At 37.3% G+C, this 25022-nt stretch carries 23 protein-coding genes; 3 read left to right on the forward strand and 20 right to left on the reverse strand.

All coding sequences use genetic code 11. The annotated features are described in order from the left end of the window. Window positions 1-270: 270 nt before the first annotated feature. Window positions 271-1158, reverse strand: coding sequence for a nucleotidyltransferase-like protein (locus GJU32_RS18840; protein WP_155593467.1), 888 nt, complete (start codon window positions 1156-1158; stop codon window positions 271-273). Window positions 1159-1307: 149 nt separating this feature from the next. Here GJU32_RS18840 and GJU32_RS18845 point away from each other — a divergent pair, with 149 nt between their 5' ends. Then, window positions 1308-1661: a YgzB family protein gene (locus GJU32_RS18845; RefSeq protein WP_004230509.1), complete on the forward strand. Its 354-nt coding sequence runs from the start codon at window positions 1308-1310 to the stop codon at window positions 1659-1661. 22 nt (window positions 1662-1683) lie between these two features. Here the strand turns inward: GJU32_RS18845 and perR are convergent, their stop codons facing one another. The 3 genes from perR to bcp form a co-directional block, all read right to left on the reverse strand. After that, window positions 1684-2127, reverse strand: coding sequence for a peroxide-responsive transcriptional repressor PerR (gene perR / locus GJU32_RS18850; protein ID WP_155593468.1), 444 nt, complete (start codon window positions 2125-2127; stop codon window positions 1684-1686). Window positions 2128-2247: 120 nt separating this feature from the next. Continuing rightward, window positions 2248-3192 carry a D-2-hydroxyacid dehydrogenase gene (locus tag GJU32_RS18855; protein ID WP_155593469.1) on the reverse strand — a complete coding sequence of 315 codons (945 nt, stop codon included), beginning with the start codon at window positions 3190-3192 and terminating at the stop codon, window positions 2248-2250. After that, window positions 3189-3665 carry a thioredoxin-dependent thiol peroxidase gene (gene bcp / locus GJU32_RS18860; protein ID WP_155593470.1) on the reverse strand — a complete coding sequence of 159 codons (477 nt, stop codon included), beginning with the start codon at window positions 3663-3665 and terminating at the stop codon, window positions 3189-3191. Before bcp ends, GJU32_RS18855 begins: the two co-directional genes overlap by 4 nt. Before the next feature lie 130 nt (window positions 3666-3795). Here bcp and GJU32_RS18865 point away from each other — a divergent pair, with 130 nt between their 5' ends. Continuing rightward, window positions 3796-5082 (forward strand): glutamate-1-semialdehyde 2,1-aminomutase, encoded by a 1287-nt coding sequence (locus GJU32_RS18865; RefSeq protein WP_155593471.1) that lies wholly within the window; start codon window positions 3796-3798, stop codon window positions 5080-5082. Window positions 5083-5219: 137 nt separating this feature from the next. After that, window positions 5220-6308: an FUSC family protein gene (locus GJU32_RS18870; protein WP_155593472.1), complete on the forward strand. Its 1089-nt coding sequence runs from the start codon at window positions 5220-5222 to the stop codon at window positions 6306-6308. Window positions 6309-6355: 47 nt separating this feature from the next. On the opposite strand, the gene GJU32_RS18875 is transcribed toward GJU32_RS18870, so the two are convergent. The 16 genes from GJU32_RS18875 to ntdP all read right to left on the reverse strand — a co-directional run bounded on the left by GJU32_RS18875 (window position 6356) and on the right by ntdP (window position 24791). Further along, window positions 6356-7390, reverse strand: coding sequence for a toxic anion resistance protein (locus GJU32_RS18875; RefSeq protein WP_155593473.1), 1035 nt, complete (start codon window positions 7388-7390; stop codon window positions 6356-6358). Window positions 7391-7412: 22 nt separating this feature from the next. Then, the gene (locus GJU32_RS18880) at window positions 7413-9044 is read right to left on the reverse strand and encodes a YceG family protein (protein ID WP_155593474.1); all 1632 of its coding nucleotides are present in this window, start codon (window positions 9042-9044) and stop codon (window positions 7413-7415) included. Between the two features lie 98 nt (window positions 9045-9142). Next, window positions 9143-9955 carry a hypothetical protein gene (locus tag GJU32_RS18885; protein WP_155593475.1) on the reverse strand — a complete coding sequence of 271 codons (813 nt, stop codon included), beginning with the start codon at window positions 9953-9955 and terminating at the stop codon, window positions 9143-9145. Between the two features lie 11 nt (window positions 9956-9966). Next, window positions 9967-11067 carry a cysteine protease StiP family protein gene (locus tag GJU32_RS18890; RefSeq protein WP_155593476.1) on the reverse strand — a complete coding sequence of 367 codons (1101 nt, stop codon included), beginning with the start codon at window positions 11065-11067 and terminating at the stop codon, window positions 9967-9969. After that, complete coding sequence (locus GJU32_RS18895) at window positions 11064-12425, reverse strand: phosphoribosyltransferase family protein (protein WP_155593477.1); 1362 nt, start codon at window positions 12423-12425, stop codon at window positions 11064-11066. Before GJU32_RS18895 ends, GJU32_RS18890 begins: the two co-directional genes overlap by 4 nt. Beyond that, the gene (locus GJU32_RS18900; RefSeq protein ID WP_155593478.1) at window positions 12406-13599 is read right to left on the reverse strand and encodes an HpcH/HpaI aldolase/citrate lyase family protein; all 1194 of its coding nucleotides are present in this window, start codon (window positions 13597-13599) and stop codon (window positions 12406-12408) included. The genes GJU32_RS18895 and GJU32_RS18900 overlap by 20 nt, the downstream gene beginning before the upstream one ends. Window positions 13600-13977: 378 nt before the next feature. Continuing rightward, on the reverse strand, window positions 13978-14553 hold the full coding sequence (locus tag GJU32_RS18905) for a TerD family protein (RefSeq protein WP_155593479.1): 576 nt from the start codon (window positions 14551-14553) through the stop codon (window positions 13978-13980). 33 nt (window positions 14554-14586) lie between these two features. Then, a complete protein-coding gene (locus GJU32_RS18910; RefSeq protein WP_155593480.1) occupies window positions 14587-15168 on the reverse strand; it encodes a TerD family protein in 582 nt (193 codons plus the stop codon). Window positions 15169-15198: 30 nt separating this feature from the next. After that, entirely contained in the window at window positions 15199-15816 is a 618-nt protein-coding gene (locus tag GJU32_RS18915) for a TerD family protein (RefSeq protein WP_155593481.1), read from the reverse strand. A 285-nt stretch (window positions 15817-16101) separates the two neighbouring features. Continuing rightward, window positions 16102-16998 carry a nickel transporter permease gene (gene nikC / locus GJU32_RS18920; RefSeq protein WP_155593482.1) on the reverse strand — a complete coding sequence of 299 codons (897 nt, stop codon included), beginning with the start codon at window positions 16996-16998 and terminating at the stop codon, window positions 16102-16104. Between the two features lie 12 nt (window positions 16999-17010). Further along, window positions 17011-18015, reverse strand: a complete 1005-nt coding sequence (locus tag GJU32_RS18925) for an ABC transporter permease (RefSeq protein WP_155593483.1) — start codon at window positions 18013-18015, stop codon at window positions 17011-17013. 232 nt (window positions 18016-18247) lie between these two features. Continuing rightward, window positions 18248-19864, reverse strand: coding sequence for an ABC transporter substrate-binding protein (locus GJU32_RS18930; RefSeq protein WP_155593484.1), 1617 nt, complete (start codon window positions 19862-19864; stop codon window positions 18248-18250). Between the two features lie 30 nt (window positions 19865-19894). Beyond that, the gene (locus GJU32_RS18935; protein WP_155593485.1) at window positions 19895-20875 is read right to left on the reverse strand and encodes an ABC transporter ATP-binding protein; all 981 of its coding nucleotides are present in this window, start codon (window positions 20873-20875) and stop codon (window positions 19895-19897) included. Then, window positions 20850-21863: an ABC transporter ATP-binding protein gene (locus tag GJU32_RS18940; protein ID WP_155593486.1), complete on the reverse strand. Its 1014-nt coding sequence runs from the start codon at window positions 21861-21863 to the stop codon at window positions 20850-20852. Before GJU32_RS18940 ends, GJU32_RS18935 begins: the two co-directional genes overlap by 26 nt. Before the next feature lie 296 nt (window positions 21864-22159). After that, complete coding sequence (locus GJU32_RS18945) at window positions 22160-23905, reverse strand: ABC transporter ATP-binding protein (protein ID WP_155593487.1); 1746 nt, start codon at window positions 23903-23905, stop codon at window positions 22160-22162. Window positions 23906-24242: 337 nt separating this feature from the next. Next, window positions 24243-24791: a nucleoside tri-diphosphate phosphatase gene (gene ntdP / locus GJU32_RS18950; RefSeq protein ID WP_036120520.1), complete on the reverse strand. Its 549-nt coding sequence runs from the start codon at window positions 24789-24791 to the stop codon at window positions 24243-24245. Window positions 24792-25022: the final 231 nt, after the last annotated feature.

Genomic DNA, 25022 nt, shown 5'->3' on the forward strand with positions numbered 1-25022 from the left:
TAGTTACTAAAAACTTTATTGATTACGTTTTGCTTGTTCAGTTTTCAAGGTTCATTATTTAAGTCGTTTTTCAGCGACTTCTTTATATTAACATCTCACTCAAATCATGTCAATCACTTTTTTTAAAAAGTTTTTTATGCTTTTCATTAAGTTTTCGTCATGTCTTAGCGACAATTAATATAATACAATACAAAGTTATTATTCGTCAACTACTTTTCTAAAAAAATATCGAGGTATTTTTTAGATACCTCGATTACAAGCATACTACAGTCATTGCCCCATTTCTAGAGCGTCTTTATTGACCTTGTAATGACGGTGAAAGATCATATCATTTTTTGCAGCAATTGGTTCTATTTGAATATAGCCTTTGTCTACCAAATACTCTACAAACACTTCTAAATCTACTGAGTAATTCATAAGCTCGTGATGATCATGCAACTCTTGAATAGTCCACATTTCTTTTGCTTGCATGACTTCTAATATATGCTGTGCTCCATCTCGTGTACGAGAGTGAATTAAAAACTCACTTGCTAAAAACAATAGTTCTAAGCGTTTTTCTATTGGCTCATTACTTGTCACAAGCTCTTCATATAGCTTATAGATGGCTGGTTCAATTTTTTTCACTTGTGCCCAAACAGTCACTTCAGGGTATAGTCCACTATCAATAATAGATAGACGGCCCAAATGATGTAGGGAATCGACTACGTGATTATAAGCATCCAAGTAACTTCCTTTATCAAAGTATTCTTTCCCCGCCAAATAACGGCGAATTAACTTTGAAAATTGGATACCTGTTTTGATTTTACGACCGCTATACGGAAATTCCTGCAATTCTATTTTTAATTTATGCAAAAATTCATTTCGATCAAATAGCACTCTGCCGAAGAATATCCAATCTACTACCTTCTTATTAGAACCGATGAGCAACCATTTTCGTATTAACTTCTCCGTAACAGTATGTAGAGCGACTTTATTTCCTTCATATAAGTAATGTTTCGAAAAGACAGGTTGCTCTGCTTCTTTTACGATAATTAGTAAAACCGTATCAAATGTATCTGTAACGTTACTTTGTTCCTCACGCTTTTCCACTAAAATTACGCCTAATGTATTCGCTTGACTTGCACGTTCTTGATATATTGGACGCAATACTTGCTCCATGTTCAGCCCCCCTTTATTCATACAGCATCTCTTGTTCCGTTAAAAATTCGACATACTCTAAAAGTATTCCTTCTTTCGTTCATCTCAAAGCTAAAATACTTTGTCCTTATATGTTATAGTAGATTTTAGATTGGGAGGCAAGATGAAATATGAAACCTTATAAAAGTAAAATTAATAAAATTCGTTCATTCGCATTAGCACTAATCTTTTTCGGTTTTATTGTCATGTACGGAGGCATTTTCTTTAAAAATAGCCCGATTTTAGTTTTAATTTTCATGTCGCTAGGTGTTTTATGTATTATCGGTAGTACAGTTGTATATGCTTGGATAGGATTACTGTCAACAAGAGCTATTCAAGTTGAGTGCCCTAATTGTCATAAACATACAAAGGTTTTAGGTCGTGTAGATATGTGTATGTACTGCAATGAGCCATTAACGCTTGATCCTACTCTAGAAGGTAAAGAGTTCGATCAATCCTACAATAATAAAACAAAAAAATCCTAGCCCTTTATAAGAGCTAGGATTTTTATTGTACTTTAGCAGTAGCACCTTTACATGATGGACAAGTGCCGTATATCTCTAAACGATGCGAATGCACATCAAAGCCAGTTACCTGTGATGCAAAATGCTCTATTTCGTCGAGTCCAGGGTAATGGAAATCAACGATTTTACCACAGCATTCACAAATCATATGGTAATGATCATTTGTCACGAAATCAAAGCGACTTGAAGCATCCCCATAAGTAAGCTCTTTCACAAGACCCACTTCGCGAAATACGCGCAGGTTGTTATAGACAGTCGCTACACTCATATTAGGGAACCTGCCCTCAAGTGCTTTATAAATTTCATCGGCAGTAGGATGTGCCATTGATTGAATCAGATATTCCAAAATAGCATGACGCTGAGGAGTAATACGTACACCAGTTGTTTTTAACGTGTCCAGTGCATCCTGTAAATGCGTTGCAGACATCGTCATGCACCTCTTCCATAAGTATTATTAATTTATAATAGTTATAAATAGTGTATCCAATTACCTCTACTTCGTCAACAATCATACATTGCTTATCCTCAATATATCAATGGTCGTTCCTTAATATCCTCTTGATAAATCCATGATATTTTCTAAATCCGTATCACCCTTCAGCCATTTTGTTAGGCTTGGCTTGAAAATTTCTAGACTTCGTTCAACGTAACGAGAAGAATGACTAGATATATGTGGTGATACAATGACATTCGGTAATGTCCATAATGGATTGTCCGACGCCAGAGGCTCCTCTTCAAATACATCTAAAACAGCATAGCCAATTTGCTCTGTTTCGATAGCTTGAATGAGAACCTTTTCATCCACCAAGTTACCTCGACCAAAATTCATGAAAATTGCACTACTTTTCATCGTTGCAAAATGTTCTTCTTTTAATAAATGTGTAGTTTCTTTTGTTTTCGGTAACACGGAAATGACAATATCCGCATCAGGTAAGGCTTCTTTTAATTGGGCAAAGCTAATGATTTTATCCATATTAGCCGCCTCTTTTCCAGATCGATTGCAACCAATCGTCGTTACACCAAAAGCTTGCAATAGACGACCAACTTCTGCGCCAATAGCACCTGGACCTAAAATAAGGGCTGTACTATCTCGTAATTCTGTTTGTTGCGCTTTTTTTGACCATTCGCTTTTCTTTTGCTGCTCATACATCCAAGGTAAGGCGCGTTTAATCGCTAAAATATGGGCAAGCATCGATTCTGCCATTGGTGTTTTATGAATTCCACGGACATTTGAAACTAAAATACCACGTTCCATAATAGCATGAGCAGGCATTTTTTCTATACCTGCTGACGCAACAAAAATCCACTTTAACTTAGTCGCAAATTGGATACTCTCTTCTGTTAAATCTTCACCATATGTAACTAAAACATCGGCTTGTTGAAGTTCTTCATTTGATAAGCCACTTCCGAAGACAAAATCTACCTGCGGAAATTCTGCTAGTAATGGTTCACGTAAAGTGGGTCTTGGTTCAAACGTAAAATAGATTCTCATTGCGCTGCCTCCTGTTCTGCTAAATAGGCATACACATCTTCAATATGATTTTTCACTCGTACCTTGCGCCAAGCTTTTATAAGCCTACCCTCTGTATCAATTAAAAACGTTGAACGCTCTATGCCCATAAATTCGCGTCCGTACATTTTCTTTAAAACCCATACATTGTATGCTTCAGCAACAGCATGATCCTCATCGACTAATAATGAAAATGGCAACCCGTGCTTATCAATAAATTTTGTGTGTTTGTTTACATCATCCGGACTAACACCAAGAACAACAGCATTTAAATGACTGAAGTCCTCAAACTTATCACGAAAATCACATGCTTCCGTTGTGCAACCTGGAGTCATATCCTTTGGATAAAAGTACAAAATAACATTCCGCCCTTTAAAATCAGTTAAATGAACCATCTCTCCCTTTTCATTTATTAGAGAAAAATCTGGCGCGTTCTGTCCTTCTAGTAAAGTCATAAAAATCTCCTCCTCTGTACGTTCTATTTTACTCTAAGGTACAAATCAAGTCATATCCTTTAATTTCTTTGGATTTCTTACACCGATAGGTCTACAATAGATTACGTATAAAAAGTTAGGAGGCAATACTATGAATCACACAAAATCCGAAGCAATACATGCAGAGGCTTTACAGCATATTGTTGGTGGTGTAAACAGCCCTTCTCGTTCATATAAAGCAGTAGGTGGCGGTTCTCCAGTGGCAATGACACGGGGCAAAGGCGCTTATTTTTGGGATGTAGATGGCAATCGTTATATCGACTATCTAGCGGCTTATGGGCCAATCGTTACTGGACATGGTCACCCTCATATTGCGAAGGCCATTTCACATGCAGCTGAAAATGGTACATTGTTTGGAACACCGACTGAACACGAAGTTACTTTCGCGAAAATGTTAAAAGAAGCAATCCCTTCTATGGATAAAGTACGTTTTAACAACTCTGGTACAGAAGCTGTTATGACGACTATTCGTGTTGCACGTGCCTACACAGGTCGTACAAAAATCATGAAATTTGCAGGTTGTTACCATGGCCACTTCGATTTAGTATTAGTAGCTGCCGGTTCTGGTCCTGCAACATTAGGAACACCTGACTCAGCGGGTGTGACAACATCTACAGCAGAAGAAGTTATTACTGTACCTTTCAATAATCCTGAAGCCTTTACTGAAGCCATGGAAAAATGGGGCGAAGAAATTGCGGCTATCTTAATAGAACCCATTGTTGGAAACTTCGGTATTGTTGAGCCAAACCCCGGTTTCCTTGAATTAGTACATGCTACTGCAAAAGAAAAAGGTGCCTTAACGATTTACGATGAAGTCATTACAGCCTTCCGTTTCCATTATGGTGGAGCTCAAAATTTACTTGGCCTAACCCCTGACCTAACTGCACTTGGGAAAGTTATTGGTGGTGGTTTACCAATCGGCGCATATGGTGGTCGTAAAGAAATTATGGATACAGTTGCACCACTTGGACCAGCCTACCAAGCAGGTACGATGGCTGGAAATCCTGCATCGATGCAAGCCGGTATTGCCTGCCTAGAAGTGCTACAAACACCAGGCATTTACGATGAAATGGATAGACTAGGTGGAATTTTAGAAGAAGGTGTTTTAGCAGCGGCTAAAAAACATGATGTGACGATCACACTAAATCGTCTCAAAGGAGCACTAACTATCTACTTTACAGATGTGAAGGTAGAAAACTATGAGCAAGCTGAAAACGCTGATGGTGAAATTTTTGGTCGCTTCTTTAAACTAATGCTTGAGCAAGGCATTAATTTAGCTCCTTCTAAATATGAAGCTTGGTTCTTAACAACAGAGCATACAGAAGCAGACATTGTTGAAACAATTAAAGCTGTAGATTACGCGTTCTCTCAATTGTAATCATGTGACAATACAAAGGCGACTTTCTAGTAGAAGTCGCCTTTTTCTTATTCATGCATACAAATCTATGTATTTTATGAGCACTTCCTTCTATAATGTAAAGAAACTAAAAAATATTAGACAGAAAGGACATCTTTATGAAATTAGGTGCCCGTGTATTTAAAACTGGTGTCGCTATTGTATTTGCCCTGTTTATAGCAGAGTTGTTAAAACTACCTTCACCTGTTTTTGCTGGGATTGCAGCCATTTTTGCAATTCAGCCTTCTATTTATCGTTCTTATCAAACCATTGTAGAGCAAGTACAAGCAAATATTATAGGGGCGACCATAGCCGTCATTTTTGGCTTACTTTTTGGCCATCATGTTGTAGCCATCGGTATAGCCGTCATAATAGCTATTGGTTTAATGTTGAAGTTTAAACTTGAAAAATCTCTTTCTTTGGCATTAGTATCAGTCGTGGCAATCATGGAGTTTCAAGGGGATGACTTTTTAACATTTGGGTTAATACGCTTTCTCACTATTTTAGTTGGGGTATTAGCAGCATTTGTTGTTAACCTTGTGTTCTTACCACCGAAATACGAGATAAAACTATTTCGCAAAATCTATATTTTACAGGATGATATTATTCGTTGGACACGACTTGCAGTACGTCAGGCCTCTGAGCATACATCCACAAAGGGTGCATTAAGTAAGTTTAAAAATCGTATGCTACGAGTTGATACATTATATGATTTATATAAGGAAGAGCGCAATTACTTCAAAAACAAAAAATATGTGAAAGCACGTAAATTAGTAGTCTATCGTCAAATGATTCTAACCTCCAAAAAGAGTTTAGAATTACTTCAACGTTTGCATAACCATGAAAACGAATTAGCTCAGCTACCAACACAATTTCACTTAATGATTCAGGAGCGACTTGATTCCTTGCTAACGTATCATGAACAACTGCTCTTAAAATATACAGGGAAACTAAAGCCTGAGCATTCACAGTGGAGTAAAAACATTGACTATGTTCAGCGCAATGAACTGATGGAGATTTTCATCAAGCAAATCAATTTTGCTCGTGAAGAAGGCGATACGGAATTTTCTAGTTATCACCTACTCTATATTTTATCAAGGATTTTAGATTATGAAGAAAATCTAGAGCATCTAGACACACTTATTGTGTCTTATCAAAGCTACCATGGTCACGAAATTAACGTAGAATTTGAAGAAGAATTCATCTAACAACTTTGTAGCGACAGATTTGATGTAAAAGAATCTGTCGCTTTTTATTATTTCCGCAATGTTAGTAGTTGCTGCTCTGCTTGTTGACGTTTAACCGTTTGCTCATCCCGTAAATGCTGGTAATTTGCAATACCTGAAACAATGATATCCCACATTTCCTCAAGGGTCTGTGTTGTGCCTGATTGCTGAGCCATAGCAGTGCTTAATTGAACCGCTTCATTGCTAGCTCCTCCGAATTGCTTCATACGATTTTCGAAGGCTGATGCAGATTGATTCTGTAATTGTTGTCGCCTTTCATTAACAGCATTCATCATACCCATTTTAAAAACAGGAATGGTTTTAACAAAAGCACCATTAATCTGTTCAATCAATTCACTATTACCATAACGCAGCATCTCAATTTGCGGAGCTGTTATAATGGCAACCATACGCGATTTTTCCAACTCATCTATTTTTTGTTGGAGCATCTCTGCAATTGTTTGCAAACGATTAAGCTCCATTTTGGCCACCTGATTGCCTGCCTCACTTTGTTTGACATACATAGGGATCAGTGTTGTTTGTACCTCATGTAATTTCATGTCGGTTGCTACGATATATTTTTCTAGGTCAAGGTAAAACATCAAATCTTCATTATATAATCGTGCAAGTACTCGATTATCCTTCGCTAATTCCTCTTCCATCAGCACAAATTGATAATGAATTTTTTCAATATCTCTACCAAGTACACTATATTTCGCAAATAGATCTTCATCATTTTTGGTTTTACGTGCAAATAACTTTTTAAAAAAACCCTTTTGCTCAGCAAAATCCTTTTTATCAAATGACAACATTAAGGCTTCGAGTTGCTTAAATAATTCACTCGATTCATAAGATGATGATTGGGTGAGGATATCTAAAATTTGGTCTGCGAATTTTGCTAGTTTTGTCGCTGGCTCTTTTCCCAACGCCAGTATTTCTAACTGATTTTTTATATTAATTTGATTGGCAATGTGCTGTACCTCTGCATGGTCCCTTAACTGTTCTTTGACGGCTTCTGCAGTTTCCAGTGTCAGCCGCTCCAGCGTCAACGAGTTATTTGACATTCCTGCCGCCTCCTTCCTATCATCAGAAAAAACGATTAAAGAGTTTTTTAATGATTTTGTCGGGTGCTGTTTTTTGCTGCTTTGGTTCTTCATAGTACAAGTCAAATAGCATATGTTCTAAACGGTGTACATCGTAAGTATCTTCTTGTAAATGTTTTTCTAAATCAAGTTGACCTGTGGGATTATAAAAGACAATATCCATACCAAAACGATTTAAAAATGCTAATAATGCAATGTCCTCACGTGATAATGCTGGTTGCTCAGGTGATTGGTACAATAAGAGTTTTGGTACCTCTTGTGAATAATCAAAGCTTTGTAGTAACCGTAGTATATCTTGAGGAATCATCGTCATTTGTTTAAATAAAAATAACTGTAAATCATATAAAGTCTCATTTGGCTGTTGTTTTAACATTGGTTGCTCACATGATGTTTTTATCGTATGGGCAATTGCACGCTGTAGCTCCAATGTTAGTTCACCATACTGCCACCAGTCACTTTGCATAATACGCTCTATCGAAAGCTCACCATTCACTAAGCAATGCTTATAGTGAAAATGGAAATTGGCTCTGCTCGTTGTTGCATACGGGAATTCCTGAACAAAAACAGTTTGTTGATTTGCCATTAACTGATGCATGTAATGCCAGTATTCTTCTCGTCGGCTAGACACTCCGCTTATTTTTGCAAATATTACTGGTATGATTACTTCATTTTCTATCACTTCAAATTGTGGTCGAACCATAGCCTTCTCATCTGCATAAATAAAAATATCATCGTATGTCATACGTAATGTTAGTGAACGTGGCATAAAGTCTTTAAACTGCCAAGGCTTATAGACCCCTGATTGCTGATCATGCATCAATTGTTCGAAATGCTGACTTGAGCGATAACCTACAGTCGCCTGGCGATCACGAAGCTTGTCAGGAAATGGCTGTAAGGTTGTTTGATTTGCATATGAGTACGTGATAGAGAACGTATCAGTAGGATCTATTTCTGCAAATTCATCTATTTTAGCTGGATGAAAAATTAATACGTCACATCCAAGCTCCATTAGTAGCAATAAAAAATAGCGCTGACTAATGGTTGTTTCCCCATACCAAACAACTTTTGGAAAATCATCTGTTGGCTTCATGGCTTTTGTCCATTGAATCCAATGATTTTTTAACCATTTCACCATATCAATTAAAAAACGGCGAAACTCATTTGCGAGCAAGCCTAAGGATTGTTGTTTTTGAAAGAGCTCAACTACTTTAATGGTCGCTAACTGTAAATGTCGATTCATTACGCTATCATCATGTTTTGGAATTAACTGATGGCCATACATCATCGCAACTAAACGATTAATAGATAGGCCTTTTGGCGTTTGTTGATGCTGCGATAAAATCGTTTGTATGGCTTGAAAATCTTTTTGCTCAATATGCTTATTTAATTCTTCACTTAAAATATGGATATTCGTGTTTTGTGACAATGTAAATATTGAATTGAAATAATCATCTTCTTCGATTGGTACGCCCAATACACGAACAGCTATCCTGCTAAAACTTATTTGTTGAGCTGTTTCCTCATAAAATGCGCGATCCTTTGGTGATTCTTGAAACGCCTGTAGCCAATCATCAGGATGTCGCTCCAACACTGATTTAATTGTGATTGTTTGCATACAAACGCACCTCCTAAAAAATCATCCTCAGTATATGCTGAAGAATTCATTTGTCATAGGATGACTCTACCTTATGACAACTAAAAAAGTTGAATAACCTATACTACCGTTTGTTGTGAAGCCATCTGTAAAACAGTTTCTAGCAAATCTTTTGTAAATGCTTCACCATCGTGAGCCGAGTAAGTTGTATTGTGTAGAACTTTCGGCTGTTTATCCTTCAAATCTCCATGATTCGGTGTAAAAGCTAAATCAGCCATTGCCAGCATTCCATAATCCATAATAGAATCGCCTGCTGCTATATGCACATCGTATGTACAGAACTCTTTCATATATTCTATGGCAGCTTCCTTCGTCAGTACCTTGGGCATAAAATACAATTTTTTACCTTGCAGAAGAACATACCAGCCATGAGCATCAAACTCTTGAATCATTGCTTGTAATTCATCGTGTTGTAAAACTTCAAGATCCACATGATGTACGTAAAAAAGATCATCTATATACAAAGAACGTTGTAGCCATTTATCGGATTTAATCGACTGAAAATGCTTTAACATGTCCTCTCGCGGGATTGAAGAATCTTCAATACGTCTACTTAATGCTTTCGTCCATTTTTCATATGGCTGACCCTTATCTAATATTGTACCTCCATTGCTTGTAATTGCAAAAGCAGGGCATAGGTCATTAATAAAATGGATTCTCTTATATTGATGCAATGCCCTAGTCGTAACGGGTACAAATAGTGTTTGTTGTTGTACCTTCTGCAATAAAGTCGCTGTTTCCTGCGTCATCATGCTCATTGCTTCCCCAGCCCTGTGTTCAACTACCATTGCCTCTGTAAAAGGCGGAAATATCTCCATCATGCGTTTAGAATAAATAAGTGTTCGATCTAAATCCGATGTAAATAGTATCATCTCAATCTCCTCTATAATTCCTTTATTAAACCGCAACATGCATAGGACATATTCGAATATTCTTCTATTAATACATTTTTTTCACGAGCTAGCAGTAAAATATGTTCCAGCTCATGCATGTCCTGTGGATTAATTAAAATCTTCCAGGGTATCCGTCGAAGTAAGACTCTTGTCGTTTCTCCAACACCGGGTTTGATGAAATGTATATTATCAATGCCAAAATCATGTTGAATCTTTTGCACAGACTTCATGCCCTGCCAAGTAATCGGGGAGATGGCTTGCTCTTGAAATTTTTGCACAATCTTACTCTGCACTTGGTCAAAGCATGTGACGATACGTTCTATGTACAAATTGGAAACATCTATAGCTTCTAATTCTTTGTAGTATTTTGCACCATGAAAGTCGTTCGCATCCATAAACTGCTGATTCAAAACCGTTCTACTTACCAATCCAGATACAGTCGAATTTAAACAAGCAGATGGAATTAAAAAATCTTCACGTGTTCCATAAATGGCAGCGCAATGCCCTGGATCTGCCAAAACGGCTAAATTAGCATCTAATTGTACTTGATATTGCTCATTAAATTTTTGACAAGATTGCTTTAATTCATTGGTAATTGCACCTTTTCCCGTCCAACCATCGATAAATTGAAGACACCCTAAAGGGTGCTGTGTCAAAATGTAACGAATCGCCGTTTCATCAAACCCACGACCACGTAGTATCGAGATAGAATAATGCGGAACATTCACCTGATAACGCTTAAAAATATACCGTTTGACTAAAATGCCGATTGGCGTACCTGCTCTGGCTAAACTAACTAAAATTAAATTTTCTAACCCTCTATTCTTGATCATTTGCTCTGCCACTACGCCAACAGCTAATGCGATTTTTTCTGCGTAAGCATCTAATGTCTTATAAAATAGATTCATATATGTGTCAGATGGTTGAAATTCCACTGGCAGCATTTCAGAATAATGTGTGCCTGATTGAATGAGCTGTTCACGCTTTTCATTATCCATTTCAAGAAAAACATGCCCAATATCACGCAATAAAAAAATAACGTCATCTGGTGCATAGCTTCCCATTTTATCTGGCTGTAAAGTCGGTATCATCGTACTACCTCCATTTCATGCATACAAATCACGTATATTTTTGCGTTACTGACAGATTGTAATGACTTTACCACTCGGGCAACTACCTCTTTACTTGCTATACGTTCCACAATAAAGAAAAGTTCCGAGTATGACTGACTTTGGACATTATATAAATAATTGTCCACTCCATTATTCTCTGGACTCTCAAAAGCTATTTTATCTGTAATCGTGTAATCTAATTCATCTGTACGATAGATAGGACTACGAGTGGTCGATTGAAAATAAACATCGTTTCCTAAGTAAGAGGCAATCTGCATAGGGACATACATAAACTCACCTGTTCCAACAACAAGTGCTGGTCCGTCTGTTCGTAGCTCTTTTAATTGCTTAGCGATTGCTTGTACCATTTTCCTTTGTTCAAAATGTTGTTTGGATGTTAGCATAAATCTCCCCGTTGCTACTAAATAAGGTTGATTGTTTACTAAACCGTTCTCAGCAACAGATTGATAATATTTGCGATCAACAGATTCTTTGATTGGCAATAGTTTTATATCTTGAGCAGTGTGTGTAAGTAAGCTAGGCTGTGCTCTTGTTAAGCTAGGAACACCTGTACAGTTAAAGTGTCCACACATGATTGCGATAAACTCAATAGAGATTCCCCATTGTTCTTCTAATTGCTTAAAGGCTAATTGCTGCTGTTCAGAACGCCAATCTAAAATAGATAAAACTGTATAGTGTTGAACTAATGGAAATTTTTGTTTTAGCGTTTGAATAATGTTAATAACCGTATTACCAGTCGTGATCTCATCATCAATTAGCACAATGCGCTTAGCTTGCAGTAAAACTTCAGGCTCCTCTGTATAAATTCTATGGCTTGTTGCATGTGAATGCTCTTCCTCGAACGTAACAAATGGCTCAAAACCTGGAAGAACTTCACGTGTTGTGTGGATATACATCGCGTTCGATTGAAACGCATTAAATACGGCATGCCCAAGTGCTGTAGCCGTCTCAGCAAATCCAATAAACAATGTTTCCATTGTTAACTCTATGCTTCCTTCAACAGATTTTGGTAATTCATCCAACTCCGTACCTTCCTTTAAAGATTTTATGACGGCTGACGAAGCAATCACTTTTTGTCCAGTAAAATTCTGATGATACATCATGGCTAAAAGTGTCCCTGTCAGTAAAGGTACTTGTGGTCGCACAGCTAAATGCTTGCCAAGAACAGTGCTCACAAACAAAAATTGTCTCTTTTTATTAATACGAGCTGCCATTTTAAACAAATCTGTTAGAGCAAAATTGTGTGGATTGTGGGTAATTTCAATATCGATTGAATAATTCGGCAAAATGCTTAATTTACTCATTTGTTGTTGCATAAACACTACCACCTATTTCAGAATTTAATAAAAGTGAGGCAAAATCAACAGATTCATGATAAACACCATAGACATGTGCCTGTTTTAATATTCTTTGTGCCCATCTCATATGTGGCTTAATTTCATTCATTTTATTAGCATAGTGACTTTTCATAACACCTTTGCGTCCATCATTATTTTCTACAATACTTAGTGCATCTAAATACTCTTCATAGGAAATGGCATATAGGGCATGAACGACACGGATATGGCTAGGATGAATAATTGTTTTTCCCACAATGCCGTTTTGTTTGTCCATTAAAACTTCCTTCATTAATCCATCTAAGCAATCGTCTAATAACGCTTTCCTTGTATCAAGCGCATCTTTCTCACTAAATGGCGTCACTCTTAAAGCAGGCTTTAATATACGTTGATTACTAAAATACTCCCACACAGGTCCAGATATCACAAAGCCATCTTCTTCACGACCTAAGACATTAACTATATCTGCAATACAATCTCGAATTACACTGATATCATAAATGGTCGAGTCCATTCGGCGGCGAATTCCGTATATACCACAAAAATCGGTAGCACCTATACGTACATTTAATACAAGAGCTTTGTATTGATGTAGAACGGCTTTAATACTTAATAATGCTTCCATGCGAGATTCCTTATATAATACTTCACGACTTTCTAAAATCGGCATACCATATAAAATTAAATTATTCTCCAAAATCGTTTGTTCAAGAAGCTCAAAATAACGGGCACCATGCACTGCTGTAAACTTCGGGAATACATAGCCTGTTAGTATTTCTTGCTTTTTCCCTAAAGTGGTTGTTAAAAAGTGAAATTGTTCAACATGACGTACACGAATAAAAAGTAATGGTAAATCTTGAAGTAGCAGTTGTTTTTGGTGATAAAGTGTATATAACTCATTAATATCCTCAATCAACTTTGCTTCACAATTTACTAATTCCATTTCCCCTACTGCATCTTCTAGATCAATAACAAGTGATGTGAGTTCTTGATATTTTTGTGATTGGATTAAACTCACAATATTAGGCATGGAAGCTGGCATATACAAAGTCGCACCTAAGGCATATGACAAAATATCTGGCGTTTCCCATTTAGTAAAAGGCTGTGGCTTCTTATAAAATATCGTCTCTGCTTCTGTTGCAAAGTGTTGCATCTAATCCTCTCCCTAATAAGTGTGCCTTTTGTGAAAAAAGCACTGTATCAGTCTGTTCTATACAGACCAATACAGTGCCTTGTTTACACTGCTATTTTCTTATTCATCTTGTGAACAACAAATGTCAATAAGAATGCAGCAATTAAAATAAAGATGAATAATTCATGTGATAGATGGACTACAAAAATACTAATGGCAATTACCATATAGATTCTATAGCATTCAATTAATGATAGGAATGCAACAGCGATGGTACGGATGCTGCATCGGTTAAAACATGTCCTCACATCTGCCAGTAAACATACTGTGTATATGTATTTAATATCTCGTTTAATACATCCACACAAGATCCTCCGTCATGTATCTATACCCTACTAGTTACTGCAGTCCATATGTGTTGATTAATGCTGCTAGTCCACCCTGATAACCTGAGCCTATTGCGGCAAATTTCCACTCGCCATTATGACGGTACAGTTCACAAAATACAACGGCTGTTTCAATACTGAAGTCTTCACCTAAATCATAACGTAATACCTCTGATCCTGACTCTTCATTCGTCAAACGAACATAGGCGTTTAGGACTTGACCAAAATTTTGATGACGCCCTTCTGCATCGTAAATCGTAACCGTCACCACAATTTTTTCTATTTGAGGAGATACTTGCTTTAAGTTGACAAGAATTTTTTCATCATCCCCGTCACCTGCACCTGTACGATTATCACCCGCATGGACAACAGATTGATCTTGGCTCGCTAAATTATTGTAGAAGATAAAGTCTTGCTCATTACGGCATTTGCCTGATGCATCTAGTAAAAATACAGATGCATCGAGGTCAAAGTCTTGCCCACCATCAAATTGTTTTACATCCCAGCCTAAGCCAATGCCAATGTTATTTAAGCCTGGATCTTGTTTTGTTAAATCAATACGTTGCCCTTTACTTAACTGAATAGCCATTCAAAATCTCCCTTTCTGTCCAAAGATGAAATTTTAGTTTACATTCAAGCCATAATCATTACATAAAGCAGCTAAGCCACCCTGATAACCAGCGCCAATCGCATTAAATTTCCATTCTCCGTTATGGCGGTATAATTCGCCTACAACAATAGCTGTTTCAATACTGAAATCCTCACCTAAATCATAGCGAACTATTTCTTCATTTGAAGCAGCATTAATAATACGAATATAGGCATTAGACACCATGCCAAAGTTCTGATTGCGTGATTCAGCATCATGAATTGTTACAGTGAATGCTAGTCGTTGAACATGTGCAGGCACTTGAGTTAATGCGACTTTTACTATTTCGTCGTCACCTTCACCTACACCCGTTAAATTATCTCCTGAATGTTCAACTGAGCCGTTGCCACCTGTTGTATTATTGTAGAAAATAAAATCATTTTGATCTGCTACTTTTCCAGTATCAGCAAGTAAAAATACAGATGAGTCTAAATCAAAATCATTACCACCGTCATATTTATTTGTATCCCAACCTAAACCTACAATAACATTTGTTAATCCTGGATTTGTTTTTGTTAAATCTACCTTTTGACCTTTTTGTAGTGAAATGCCCATATTCTTTATTCCTCCTATTTAGTCATTTATTTATTGATATCTTCGAACAACGTCGCCAAGTTTTATATCATTCGTTCCCGTACCAACTGCAGCAAATTTCCATTCACTATTATGACGGTAAATTTCACCACAGACTAACGTCGTTAAGTTCGAATAATTATCAGATAAATTATAGCGAATTAATTCACTTCCTGTCCTGTCATCATACACACGAATATATGCATTTTGAATCATGCCAAAGTGTTGATTACGACCTGCTGCATCATAAATGTTTACTACAAACACAAGTTTATTATATTGCGTTGGTATAGACGATAGCTCGATTGTAATCACTTCATCATCACCAGCGCCATCACCAGTTAGATTGTCCCCTGAATGTTGTACAGAACCACAGTTACTTGTTAATTTTCCGAAATAGACAACATCGTCTCCAGCTAAAATTTTGTCATCCTGCAGCATTAATACGGAGGCATCACAATCGACACTTCTGCCACTATCGCTATTTCTACTAGAAAATAAACCACCTAAGAAGCCGCCACTTTTTTCTTGACTTACAGGGTCCCATCCTAAACCAACTTTAATTTTATTTAAACCTGCATTGCCTTTCGTTAAATCAACTCGTTGCCCTTTTTGTAAATTAATCCCCAATTTTAACACCCTCCTAAAATATGTATTTCAACTGAAAGATTATATAGTAAGCAATAATCCATTAAAATAAAAAGTTTCTACTTAATTAAGTCTAAAATAACATGACAAAAAATTCAATTAATGGCTCCGAAAAGGTATTCCACTGATTTTATAAAATCCTTCACGTTCTCTTCTATAAATTTAGAACGTTTTCGCTATAAAAAAGTTCCTTTTATTTCCTTAGTACATATTCGCGAATCAGCTGAAAAAACCTTCTAACTTGTAGAAGGCAATTGTATCTATTTACTAACTTTTCATTTTTGGATCAAGCGCATCACGCAGCCCATCCCCCATTAGATTAAATCCAAGAACTGTTAGCATAATAGCTAAACCTGGGAAAATCATCGTCCATGGAGCATTTAATAAAAATTTCCGGGCATCGGCTAGCATTTTTCCCCACTCAGGTGCTGGCGCTTGTGCTCCCAGTCCAAGGAAGCCTAGTGCTGCCGCTTCAATAATAGCTGTCGCAATTGCAAGCGTACCTTGGACAATAATGGGTGTCATTGAATTTGGCAAAATATGGGAAAATAAAATTCTTGAATCACGCATACCGATTGCTTTTGCCGCTACAATATACTCTTCTTCTTTGACACTCAGAACTTTAGAGCGAATTAAACGACCAAAATTAGGTATGTTAATAATTGCAATGGCAATTAATGCATTCTGTAAGGATGGCCCTAGCACCGACACGACTGCAATCGCTAATAGCATACTAGGGAAAGCTAGCATTATATCAAATATACGTGAAATAATTGTATCAATCCATTTTCCATAATAACCTGCAATAATACCAAGCAAACTACCAACAATTACGGATAAAACAACCGAAAAAAAGCCTACCCATAGTGAAATCCGTGCACCATGAATGATTCTAGAGAAAATATCTCGCCCAAAATCATCCGTACCAAACCAATGTTCACCTGATGGTGCCAGTAAACGTTTCGTTAAATCCTGCTCATTGATTCCCTGTGGTGCTATGAATGGGCCTACTGCAGCCAGTAAAATGAAAAATATAACAATCCCTGCTCCTAATAAAGAGACCTTGCTCTTTTTAAAGCTACGCCAGCCTTCTAACCAAGGACCTACTGCCCGTTCTTGAACTGGTGCTGCTTCTTTTTTTATGTCAATTGCTCCAGTCATCATTGCAACTCCCTTCTATTTGTATTTAATACGTGGATCTATCACTGTATACAACAAGTCCACGATTAAGTTAATCATGATGAAAATAAATGCAACGATAAGAATACCTGATTGAATAACAGGATAATCTCTGAAGCCAATCGCATCATAAATATAACGACCGATTCCTGGCCAACTAAAAATCGTCTCTGTTAAAATTGCACCGCCTAGCAGTAATCCTGTTTGTAAACCAATTACTGTTAACACAGGAATAACAGCATTCTTTAGTGCATGCTTATAAACAACGATAAACATTTTTTGGCCTTTAGCTCGTGCAGTACGTACATAGTCTGAACGCATAACCTCTAGCATAGAAGATCTCGTGATTCTAGCAATGATAGCCATTGGTATTGTCGCAAGTGCTACTCCTGGTAATACTAATCGCTTTAATACTTCAATAAATTGATCGAAACGTCCTTGAATGAGCGTATCAAGTAAATAGAAATGGGTTATCGAGGTAATAGGATCTCGAACATCCTCTCTACCTGAAGTAGGGAACCAGCCGAGCTGGCTACTGAATGCCCACTGCTCCATCAAACCTAGCCAAAATACAGGTACAGAAACACCGACTAATGCCACAATCATGGCAATATAATCGAACCAAGAGTTTTGGAACCATGCTGAAATAATACCTGCATTAACTCCAACAACAATGGCAATAATCATGGCGAATAATGCCAGCTCGGCTGTTGCTGCTAAATATGGGAAAATTTCTTCTGAAACAGGTAATTTTGTTCGTAGAGAAACGCCCATGTCTCCCTGAAAAATACCTGCCAAATAACTAAAGTATTGTGTATACCAAGGCTTATCTAATCCTAAACTTGCGTTTAACGCCTCGACCGCCTCTTTTGTCGCCTGTTGCCCTAAAATAACTTGCACTGGATTTCCAGGGATTGCACGTATCAACATAAAGACGATAAAAGTCATTCCAAGCAAAACTGGGATTAGTTGGAGTAAACGTCTCCCCATATAGTGAAGCATTTTCATCACCTCTCTAAGATTTTCATATTATTCTTTGAAGTCTTTATATACTGTTGAAAGGTTGAGCCTTCACCAAACGTTTTTGAATGTTAGATGAGTGGTCTTTCATACAGGAGAAAAATGAGTATCTATTACTAGAAAAGAATAAAAATCTGCTAGATTTCCACGGCTTACCCGCAGAAAAGCAAGCAGATTCTTACATTTCCTCTATTCAATTAGACAATGAAGTTTACTATTGAATATCAACTGCATCTAGACGGTCAGAGCCTGTAGGATGCGCAATATAATTCGTTACTTTCTTATTTGCAGCTAAAATTGGTGTAGAGTGAGCAAGTGGAACCCATGGAGCATCCTCAGAGATAATTACTTGAGCTTGCTTATAAAGTTCATTACGCTTGTCCTCATCGATTTCTGTTTGAGCAGCTACAAAAAGCTTGTGTAATTCTGGATTGTCATAGAATGTATAGTTGTTAGATCCAATATTATCGCCATCTAATAACGTATATAGGAAGTTATCCGCATCTCCATTATCGCCTGTCCAGCCAAGTAGGAATGCATCGGCTTCACCATTTTGTGCTTTTTCTAAATACGTAGCCCATTCAAATGACACAATTTTAGATTTAATGCCTACGTCTTCTAAGTTCTTTTGAATCGCTTCTGCTACTTTTTGTCCATCTGGCATATATGGACGTGGTACTGGCATTGCCCATAACTCAATTTCCTTACCATCATAGCCTGCTTCAGCAAGTAGTGCTTTCGCTTTTTCAGGATCATACGTATAACCTGTAACCTCATCGTTATAACCAGAAATTACTGGTGGCATTGGATTTTTAGCTGGCTCTGCTAGCCCTTCATAAAATGCATCTACTAATGCTTGTTTATCAATTGCATAGTTTACTGCTTGGCGAACTTTTACATTATCGAATGGAGGACGTGTCACTGTTAAACCTAGATATCCAACGTTCATAGATGGACGTTCGATTAACTGTAAATTAGCATCCCCTTCAATTGTTCCTTTATCAGATGGACTTAAGCCATCAGCCACATCAATATTACCTGCCGTTAAATCATTTAAACGTGCAGAGTTATCTGGAATAGAACGATAAATAACTTTATCTAATTTTGGATAACCATCAATGTAATAATCAGGGTTTTTCTCAATTGTTACAGAATCATTACGTACCCAGCTGACAAATTTGAATGGACCTGTCCCTACAGGATTAGCTGATAACCCTTCTTCATCTGCTTCAAAGGCTGTTGGAGAAGCTATAGCAAATGGAGACATCGCTAAATTTTTCAGGAAAGGTGCTTGTGGTTGGCTTAACTTAAAGACAACTGTATAGTCTCCCTCAGCAGTAACTGATTCTATTACTTGCTTGTCTCCAACAATAAATTGTGAACTAAAATAAGGATATTTATCAGTACTTGATTTCCAACGTTCAATATTTTTGGCAACTGCTTCAGCATTGAAATCTGTGCCGTCATGGAACTTTACACCTTCTTGTAGCTGGAATGTATAAGTTAGGCCATCCTCTGATGCCTCCCATGATTTTGCTAAACCTGGTTGAATCGTTACATCTTGTTCACCAAAGTTTACTAATGTTTCATAAATATTAGCTGTCACCGTAAAGGATTCACCATCTGTGACAACAGCTGGGTCTAGTGCTACAGAATCTCCACCACGACCATAAACTAAAATTTTTGGTTCACCACTGCCAGCTGTATCGCCACCAGTCGAAGTATCTTTACTACCCGTATCCTTAGTATCTGAGCCGCCACAAGCTGCTAAGATTGTCGAGAGAATAAGGAGCAGCATTACACCCAAAGTCCAAAGCTTCTTTTTCTTCATTGAATTTCCCCCTAAGAGTTTTTATATCATTTAATGTTGGAGCGCCTCATAAAGATGGCAAGCAACATAATGACCTGGTTTCACTTCTTGCATTTTAGGTACTACTTGCGAGCATTGTTCCTTTTTATAAGGACATCTCGTATGGAAAGTACAACCGCTTGGCGGGTTTGATGCACTCGGAATATCTCCCGAAATAATAATCTGTTCCCGTTCAAACATCGGATCAGGAACAGGAACCGAAGATAAAAGTGCCTGTGTATATGGATGAAGCGGTTCGGCATATAAGTCCTCACTCGCTGTCAACTCGACTAATTTACCTAGGTACATTACGCCAACACGATTGCTGATATGGCGAACTACCCCTAAATCATGGGAAATAAAAATATACGTTAGCTTTAAATCTTTTTGCAGCTTTTGCAATAAATTTAATACTTGTGCCTGAATGGACACATCGAGCGCAGATACTGGTTCGTCCGCAATGATTAAGCGAGGATTGGTCATCAAGGCTCTAGCAATACCGATACGTTGCCTTTGACCTCCACTAAACTGGTGCGGATAACGCTTGATATGATATTCATTCAATCCAACAATCTCAAGTAGCTCCAACACCTTTTGCTTTCTCTCTTTCGCATTACCTATGCCATGTACAATAAGAGGCTCCTCTAATATTTTACCGATGTTATGTCGTGGATTTAGCGAGGCATAGGGATCTTGGAAAATCATTTGAATATCTCTACGCGCCTTCCTCATTTCGTTGTTAGATAATTCTGAAATCACTTTGCCCGAGAATTCTATTTTACCTTCAGTTGGCTCCAATAAACGCATTAATAAGCGACCTGTGGTAGATTTGCCACAGCCTGACTCTCCAACAATTCCCAATGTTTCTCCCTCAAATACTTCAAATGAAACATCATCGACTGCCTTTACATCCCCCGCATGTGTATTAAGGACACCCTTTCGAATCGGAAAATATTTTTTTAAACCATCAACCTTTAATAACGCTTTCGACACGTTGCTCCACCCCCTGCTTCTCTAGTAAAAAACATCTCGATTTATGGTGTTCTGCTGCTTCAAATAAAGGTGGTGTTTCCTGTAAACAACGTTCCATCGCATATTCACAGCGTGCCGCAAAACGACAACCGACCTGAATACTTCCTGGTTTTGGTACACTGCCAGGAATGGAATATAGATTATCCTTTTTATAACGCATATCAGGCACTGATTGAATGAGTCCCTGTGTATAAGGATGTTTAGGATTTGTGAAAATTTCTTTAATGGGTGCCTCTTCCACAATTTGCCCTGCATACATGACAATCACTCGCTCACAAGTCTCCGCTACAACACCCAAATCATGTGTAATTAGTAACACTGCTGTATTCAACCGTTTATTTAAATCTTTCATAAGTTGTAAAATTTGGGCTTGAATCGTAACATCCAATGCAGTTGTAGGCTCATCTGCAATTAATACTTGCGGGTCACAGACAAGTGCCATGGCAATCATGACCCGTTGGCGCATACCACCTGATAGCTGATGTGGATAATCTTTTAGTAATTCCTCAGCACGTGGTAAACCTACAAGTTTCATAATTTCAACCGCTCTAGCATACGCTTCCTTTTTCGACCATTTTGGATTATGAATTAATATGGCTTCTTTTAGCTGGTCACCAATCGTAAACAAAGGGTTGAGAGAAGTCATTGGTTCCTGGAATATCATCGCTATGTCTTTTCCACGTATTTTTTGCATTTGTTTATCCGTACATTGCGCAAGATTTTTGCCATCTAGCAAAATTTCGCCACCTGTTATTTTCCCTGGCGGTGATGGGATTAAGCCCATGATGGACAGCGACGTAACACTTTTACCACTACCTGACTCTCCTACAATCCCTAAAATTTCCCCTTCATGGACAGAAAAATCGATATCATCTACAGCAGGAATTTGTCCATTATCTGTGAAAAAGGTTGTCTTTAAACCTTTTATTTCTAGTAGCTTCTTCCTCATGTGTAACGCCCCACTCTACCTATATTTTACTTAATTGTATAATAATATTAATAGAATAATATAACTTTTTATAAAATTCTCTATTGTCAGATAATTCTAACCAATAATTGCAACTCTTTCAATCATTAATATTCTGCAAATTACACAGAATTTCTACATCAATCGTCTTCTGTAATAATTAAATCTTATTAAGAGATAGTTTTTAAAATTTATCACAAAAAAATAGCCTTTCATTTAATTATAAATGAAAGGCTTTTTTGAAAAAAATTCATAAATCGTATAATTTACGGTAATTTTTAATCTAAATGTTGCACTTGGAACAAATTATAATACGTTCCTTGTCTGTCCATTAACTGCTCATGTGTTCCGCTTTCGATTAATTGTCCGTGATCTATGACAAAAATCTTGTCAGCATGAGTAATCGTAGAAAGACGGTGAGCAATAATAATAGTCGTCCGTTCATGAGCAAGTTTATCTAATGAATCTTGAATCAATGCTTCACTTTCTAAATCTAACGCAGAAGTAGCTTCATCAAGGATTAAAATAGGAGGATTTTTTAAAAACACACGCGCAATGGCAACTCGCTGTTTTTGTCCACCAGATAGCTTTACTCCTCGTTCTCCTACCTTAGTGTCATAGCCATTAGGCAGACTCATAATAAAGTCATGTGCATTTGCAGCTTTAGCAGCTACGATGACTTGTTCATCTGTTGCATCCGGTCTTCCCATTAAAATATTCTCTTTTACAGAATCACTAAAAAGGATATTATCCTGTAGGACAATGCCAATTTGTGAACGTAACGAATGGATTGTAACGTCTCTTACATCATATCCATCAATCGTCACTTTCCCACTTGTTGTATCGTAGAAACGGGGAATCAAACTAATAATCGTGGATTTACCACCACCACTCATTCCCACAAAGGCAACAGTCTCTCCTGGATTAATCGTAAAATCAATATTATTTAAAATAGATGAACCATCATTTTCATACTTAAAGGATACGTTGTGCAAGCGAACTTCTCCACTTGCACGTGGTAGTTCACGAGCATAGTCCTTGTCATTCACTTCATAAGGCTCATCTATTAATTCAAACATTCGATCCATTGAGGCGATAGATTGCGTCAAAGTAGTTGAAGAACTTACAAGCCGGCGAAGTGGACCATATAATCGTTCAATATAAGCAATAAAAGCAACCATCGTTCCAACTGAAAGTGAACCATTTATTACTTGGTAGCCAGCATAGGCTATGACTAACAATGGAGCAACATCCGTAATTGTATTAACGACAGCAAATGATTTAGCATTCCACTTTGTTTGGTCGAGTGCCTTCTCTAAAAACTCCCCATTTGCTGTATCAAATAACTTTTGTTCATGCTTTTCTAACGTGAAGCTTTTAATAATACTCATGCCAGCTACACGTTCATGCAAATAGCTCTGTACGCCTGCAAGTGCTTGAGAACGTTTACGTGTTAAATCACGTAGCTTGCCAAAAAAGTATTTCACACTTAATGCATAAAATGGGAATGCGACTAACGCTACTAAAGTCAGCTTCACATCCATCGTTAGCATAATGATAATTGCAATAACAATTGTCGCAAGATCCAGCCACACATTCATTAAACCCGTCATAACAAAGTTCTTCGTTTGCTCAACATCATTAATGACCCTTGAAATTACATCGCCAGCACGTGTATTGGCATAGTATCTTAAGCTTAATCGCTGTAAATGCGCGTAAATCTCTTTTCGAATATCGAATAGCACCTTATTACTAACGTGTTGTGCAAAATATTGTCGATAGTACTCAATAGGCGGGCGGATAATAAAGAACACAATAATAGTTCCACCTAGCCAATAAAACAGCTCTTTGGTTTTTTCTACATCTGTTAATTCATCAGCTGCAATAATATCATCTAACACAATTTTAATGAGCAAAGGAATAAATAGTGGAATAGCAAATTTCACTATACCAATGATAATCGTAAAAATAATTTCCCATGTATATGGTTTTACAAAGCGCATATACCGCTTCATGCTTCCCATTTTTCCATCACATCCTTACAAAAAGAAACAAACATTCGATGATGAATGTCCTAAGTATTATAGCAATATTTTGCTTAAAATACAGTTAAGTTGACTTTACAGCGAACTATTTTGCCTCCACCTTCAAAATCCGTGTCATCCGCAGGAGACTTTGGGCAACATAATGTTGGTCACACCGTCATTCCCACAGGCCGTGGCGCTTTTTGATGGTATTCCCCTATGAGTTTGACTATCCGTTGATAACAAGCAGTCATCTTCCCTATAGAGGAGGAGGCTTCTGTACCTAAACAAAATGAAACAAGAAAAAAACACCTATTAGTTAAACTAATAGGTGCCTTTAACAATCATCTGACTGCATATCAAGCTGGAATTTGTAACGATTTGTCCAGACATTGATGAAATCGGGTGCAAATGGTCCTTTTTTTTGTTGAATCCAGCTTATTAATTTATCGACATTGCGCTTTAAAATTTTATCTATGACATCAGGATAAGACATTTCCTTACGATGCAGCTCATATTCATCCTCATCTAAGAGGGTATAAGACATGTCAGGAAAAACTTTAATGTCTAAATCATAGTCGATATATTTAATGGCATTATTATCGAAAACAAATGGTGAGCTTAGATTGCAATAATAATACACACCGTCTTCACGTAGCATACAGATGATGTTAAACCAGTGTTCCGCATGGAAGTAGCATATAGAAGGCTCTCTCGTTAGCCACGTACGCCCATCAGATTCTGTCACAAGTGTCCGTTCATTCGCACCGATTACGATATTCTTCGTTCCTTTTAAAACCATCGTTTCTTGCCAAACACGGTGGATACGGCCATTGTGCTTATAACTATGTATTTGTATCGTTTCTCCTTCTACCGGTAATGCCATTTTGAAGCCCACCTTTTCGTCTATGCTACCTAAATCTAGCAGTCTCTAGTATATTATAGCAATGTGAACACGAAAGGTGTAGTTAGAAAACCACAAATTTCACTACGCTATTTTGAATTAGTATAAAATTTAGTCAATTGTAAGCGAATTTTATTATACTATCAGCTTTTCTGGGATTTATTAGTTAATTCCACAAGTATTCTACTTTTAGAGGAGTTCCTTTACAGCTAT

Source organism: Lysinibacillus cavernae (assembly GCF_009724685.1).
Taxonomy (GTDB): Bacteria; Bacillota; Bacilli; order Bacillales_A; family Planococcaceae; genus Lysinibacillus; species Lysinibacillus cavernae.